This is a genomic window from Collinsella aerofaciens, assembly GCF_040920445.1.
GTDB classification, from domain to species: Bacteria; Actinomycetota; Coriobacteriia; order Coriobacteriales; family Coriobacteriaceae; genus Collinsella; species Collinsella aerofaciens_BH.
This window is the reverse complement of record NZ_JBCOTQ010000037.1, coordinates 18460-23320: the sequence shown is the minus strand read 5'-3', so window position 1 is coordinate 23320 and position 4861 is coordinate 18460. Positions and strand designations below refer to the sequence as shown.

The window sequence follows — 4861 nt, the reverse complement described above, 5'->3', positions numbered from 1 at the left end:
TCCTGAGCTTGCCGATCTCGGAAGGCACGTGCAGACCTTTCGTCATGGCCTCCTACCTTTCTTTCGGGCCCTTGTCAGGGCCGATTCGTTAGCGCCCCTCCGTGTGAGGCGTTATTGCTGACAGCACTAGTTATATCCAAATTCCACCCGCAATTCCACCTCGCCCCCGAACGGTCAACAAAGTGCGATGAACGGTATATCGCATATGATTCCCCCATAATGCACTTCAGCGTTCTAAAGTAGCTTTTTAAAGGTAAATGCTCTTTTTTCTTAAAAACCATTTGCGATTGCGTCTCTAAACTTTTGATTCAGAATTGCATAGCTAAATCGGTTTTATGTATATAAATGACGCTAGTTTACGTTTCTGCCTGTATTCGATGATATTCAGCTATCTATCATTCTTATTCATACTTACGCATCAGTTGAGTGAGGATATAGACCGCTTGCAGACGAGCGGGGCGTCAGTCCTATGACTTGTCAGCGTAAGAAGTAGGTAAAGATACCGTTCACGCGATACGTCCGTGCCAGCGGTCGACTAAATTGAGACAATAGTGATTTAGAGTTAGGCTACCGTCCTCTACGGGGACTGAACGGACAGATGCATATGTCGAGCAAAATCGAAAAGAAGCAAGCCGCTGCAAAGCTGCGCAAGCCGCCGCGCGACTTCTCGTACACGCAAAACCGAGAGCTTAGCTGGCTGCGCTTTAACAACCGCGTGCTTGACGAAGCCTTCGATGAGACCGTTCCGCTGTTCGAGCGTCTAAAGTTCGTGTCGATTTTCGAGTCTAACCTCGACGAGTTTCTCATGGTGCGCGTGGGCGGCCTGTCCGATCTGGCAGAGCTCAAAAAACAGCCTGTCGACAACAAGAGCAATATGACCGCCTCCGAACAGGTCGATGCTGTCATGGCCGAGCTGCCCGGGCTCCTTACCCGCTGGGAGTCCATCTTTAAGAGCATCGAGGGCAAGCTCGACACTCTGGGCGTTCACCGCGCCCGCATCGATTCGCTTACGCCCGAGGAGCGCACCTTTGTAACCCGCTACTTCCAGGCCTACGTGTCGCCGGTTATCTCACCATTGGTCATTGACCCGCGCCACCCCTTCCCCAACCTGCGCAACGGCGCGCTCTATCTGGCTTGCGGCCTAGACGGCGTCACTGACGAGGAGAGCCTGCTGGGCCTTATCGAGATTCCCGCCTCGATGAACCGCGTGGTCGAGATCCCCTCGCCCACCGGCACCTACTCCTACATCTTGCTCGAGGACGTCATCCTCGCCTGCCTGGACAGTTGCTTTGGCTCCTACAAGCCACTCGACCGCGCGCTCATCCGAGTCACCCGCAACGCCGATATCGACCCGGACGGCGAGGGCGTCGAAGAGGAAGAGGACTACCGCCAGCACATGAAGCGCATCCTCAAGAAGCGTCTGCGCCTGCAGCCGGTGGTGCTCGCCGTATCGGGCTCACTCGAGAAGCCAACGCTCAAGACCATCCGCAAAGCGCTCGAGCTCTCGCGTCGCTCGGTGTTTACATGCGATATCCCCCTTGACCTGGGCTACGTCTTTGGCATTGAGGGCAAGATTCCCGAACACCTACGCAACGAGCTGCTCTTTACGCCGTTTAAGCCGCAGCCCAACCCCACCATCGATATGGCCCGCTCCATCCGCGAGCAGGTGTTGCAGCACGACAAGCTGCTCTTTTACCCTTACGAGGCCATGAACCCGTTCTTGGACCTGGTGCACGAAGCAGCCTACGACCCCGAGTGCATCTCGCTGCGCATCACGCTCTACCGCGTGGCCAAACAGAGCCGCCTGTGCGAGTCGCTCATCGATGCTGCCGAAAACGGCAAAGAGGTCACGGTACTCATGGAGCTCCGCGCCCGCTTTGACGAGCAGAACAACATCGAGTGGGCCGAGCGTCTGGAAGAGGCCGGCTGCACCGTTATCTACGGCTCCGAGGGCTTTAAGTGCCACTCCAAGATCTGCCAGCTCACCTATCGCGAGGGCATGGCGCTTACCCGTCTGACGCTTTTGGGCACCGGCAACTTTAACGAGAAGACGGCCAAGCTCTACAGTGACTTTATGCTCATGACCGCCCATCCCGGTATCGGCGAGGACGCCAACCTGTTCTTCCGCAACCTGTCGCTGGGCAACCTGCGCGGCGACTACCGATTCCTGGGCGTGGCGCCCGTGGGCCTCAAGCCGCTCATCATGCGCGGTCTGGACCGCGAGATTCAACGCGCCCTTGTCGGCGAGCCCGCCCGCGTGTTCTTTAAGCTCAACTCGCTTACCGACCGCGAGGTCATCGACAAGATTGCCGAGGCATCGTGTGCCGGCGTGCGCGTGGACATGATCATCCGCGGCATCTCGTGCCTCAAGCCGGGTGTTGCCGGCAAGACCGAGAACGTGCACGTTCGCTCCATCGTCGGACGCTTTCTGGAGCATGCGCGCGTCTATGCCTTTGGCGTGGACTCGGACATGATCTACCTGAGCTCGGCAGACATGATGACGCGCAACACCGAACACCGCGTGGAGATCGCCTTCCCCGTGCTCGACCCCACCTGCCGTGCCCTGGTGCACGAGTACATGGGCATGCAGCTGCGCGACAACGTGAAGGCCCGCAGCCTCACGAGCGACGGCACCTGGGTCCCCGTAGAGCGTGCAGAGGGTGAGAAACCCTTCAACTCGCAGGAAGCTCTACTGGAGCGTGCCTATCGCAACGCCGAGGCCGCGCCCGAGCCCGTCATTGAGGCGGAACCTGCCCCCGAGGCCGAGCCGCAGCCAGTAGCACCCAAGGTCCAAGAGGTCCAGGCGACCGTCATTGAGCCCGAGCCTGCACCTGCACCTCGGCCCGAGACGCAGGTCACCAAGCCCGCACCCGAGACGAGCGCCCGTCGCGATAAGCCCGCTGGCAAGACCAAGGCCATCGAGCGCCATCGCCCCGGTCGCGTGCGCATGGGCCTGGGCCTGATCGGCCTGGGTCTTAAGACGCTCATTACCGGCAAGACGAAATAGTCGTTTGTAGAAGCAGTTTGTAGAAGCGCCCCGCATTTGAGGAAAGCCTCAGATGCGGGGCGCTTTTCCCTGCTACCATGGTGCGGACAACAACGCGAATGACAGGCAGGGATATGAAGCTCACCATAGAATCGATGACGTACGGCGCCGACGGGCTGGCGCATGCCGACAACGGCAAGGCCGTATTTGTGCAGGGCGCCGTGGCGGGCGACACCGTCGAGGCCGAGATCGTGCAGGACGGTAAGTCGTTCATGCGCGCCCGCACCACCGAGGTTCTAGAGCCAAGCCCCGATCGCATTCAGCCTCCTTGCCCCTTCGTTGGCATTTGCGGCGGCTGCTCGTGGGGCAACCTCTCGCGCACGGCACAGCTTGCCGCCAAGGAACAAAACCTGCGCTCCACGCTCGAGCGCATCGGCAAGTTCGCTCCTGAGCAGGTCGATGAGTTGGTGCAGCCCATCTGCCACACCAAGGACGACTGGGGCTACCGCAATAAAATCGAGCTCGAACCGACCGTCGTCAACGGTCGCATGCGCCTTGGCATGCACGGTGTCGACCCCAGTAAAATCGTGACCGTCGATACGTGCCCGCTGTTCGATAAGCGCTTCCCGAAGGCGCTCAAATCGGTCGTCGGCGCACTCAACTATCTAAGCGGCAGCCATGACTTGGGGCTCGAACGCGTGGGCATTCGCGCATCGCGCCGCACCAAGGCACTCGAGGTCGCGCTCTGGACGCCCACAGGCTCTTTTCCGCGCTCGCAGGTCTCCCGCGTGCTGGCGGACGCCGCTCACCCCACGAGCATCGTGCGCGTGATGAGCAAGGGCGAAAAGAAGGCCCGCCGTGTCTCCAAGGTCGAAATGCTCGCCGGAGAGGGCTCATGGACCGAGAATATCGCCGAGGGTCAGATGCGCTTGTCTGCCCCGTCTTTTTTCCAGGTCAACACCAAGGGTGCCGAGATTTTGATCGATCTTGTCATGGAAGCGCTCGACCCGCAGGAAGACGAGCTTGCCGTGGACCTGTACTGCGGTGCCGGCACCTTTACCCTGCCGCTCGCCCGCCGCTGCGACTTTGTCGCTGCCGTCGAGGCCTACGGCCCCGCCGTGCGCGATCTACGCCGTAACCTGGAAATCAACAAGCTTGATAACGTCGACGTCATTGGCGGAGACGCGGTGCGCGAGTTCCCCGACCAGGATGCCGACATCTTGGTGGTCGACCCGCCGCGCGCAGGCCTCGCCCCCGAGGCGATCGGCCTTATCGCCAGCACGAGTGCCCGCGATGTCGCCTACGTGAGCTGCGACCCGGCCACCCTGGCGCGCGATCTCAAACGCTTTGTCGAAGAAGGCACCTTCTCCCCCGTAAAGATCACGCCAGTCGACCTGTTCCCACAAACCTTCCACTGCGAGACCGTCGTCCACCTTAGGCGCAACTAGCCGCTTAATCATTGCTCAGAAAATCATTGGGAAATCGAGCGTGGCAAGCGGAGGTCTTCGGGGTATAAGACGGCTAATTGTATGCCGCCTATGAAAGGAACCCTCATGCCCAGCGTTGCCGTTCTCGCCGCCGATGGCTTTGAAACTATTGAATGCTTGACCATGGTCGATGTCATGCGTCGCGGCGGCGTGCGTGCCACGCTCGTCTCGATCATGCCCACGCGCGAGGTCGTAAGCTCGCTGCAGATCCCCGTGACCTGCGATGCGCTCTTTGATGAGATCAACTTTGACGAGTACGACTGCGTCGTGCTGCCCGGCGGCCTGCCCGGTGCCACCAACCTGCGCGCAGATCAGCGCGTCTGCGACGTGGTCTGCGAGTTCGCCGCAACCAAGCACGTCGCCGCCATCTGCGCCGCCCCGTTTATCC

The 4861-nt window shown here is 60.0% G+C and carries 3 protein-coding genes; all 3 read left to right on the top strand.

Features of this window, described 5'->3' with window-relative positions:
- Positions 1-604 precede the first annotated feature (604 nt).
- Positions 605-3007, top strand: a complete 2403-nt coding sequence (ppk1, locus tag AB5405_RS06860; RefSeq protein ID WP_226790565.1) for a polyphosphate kinase 1 — start codon at positions 605-607, stop codon at positions 3005-3007.
- A 98-nt stretch (positions 3008-3105) separates the two neighbouring features.
- Positions 3106-4434, top strand: coding sequence for a 23S rRNA (uracil(1939)-C(5))-methyltransferase RlmD (gene rlmD / locus AB5405_RS06855; RefSeq protein WP_368137983.1), 1329 nt, complete (start codon positions 3106-3108; stop codon positions 4432-4434).
- Between the two features lie 105 nt (positions 4435-4539).
- A partial coding sequence (locus AB5405_RS06850) for a DJ-1/PfpI family protein (protein WP_368137982.1) occupies positions 4540-4861 on the top strand: 322 nt, incomplete at its 3' end.

Bases quoted from the DNA above. Each gene is read 5' to 3' on its own strand.
- ppk1 (WP_226790565.1), top strand. From the start codon at position 605: ATGTCGAGCAAAATCGAAAAGAAGCAAGCCGCTGCAAAGCTGCGCAAG.
- rlmD (WP_368137983.1), top strand. From the start codon at position 3,106: ATGACAGGCAGGGATATGAAGCTCACCATAGAATCGATGACGTACGGC.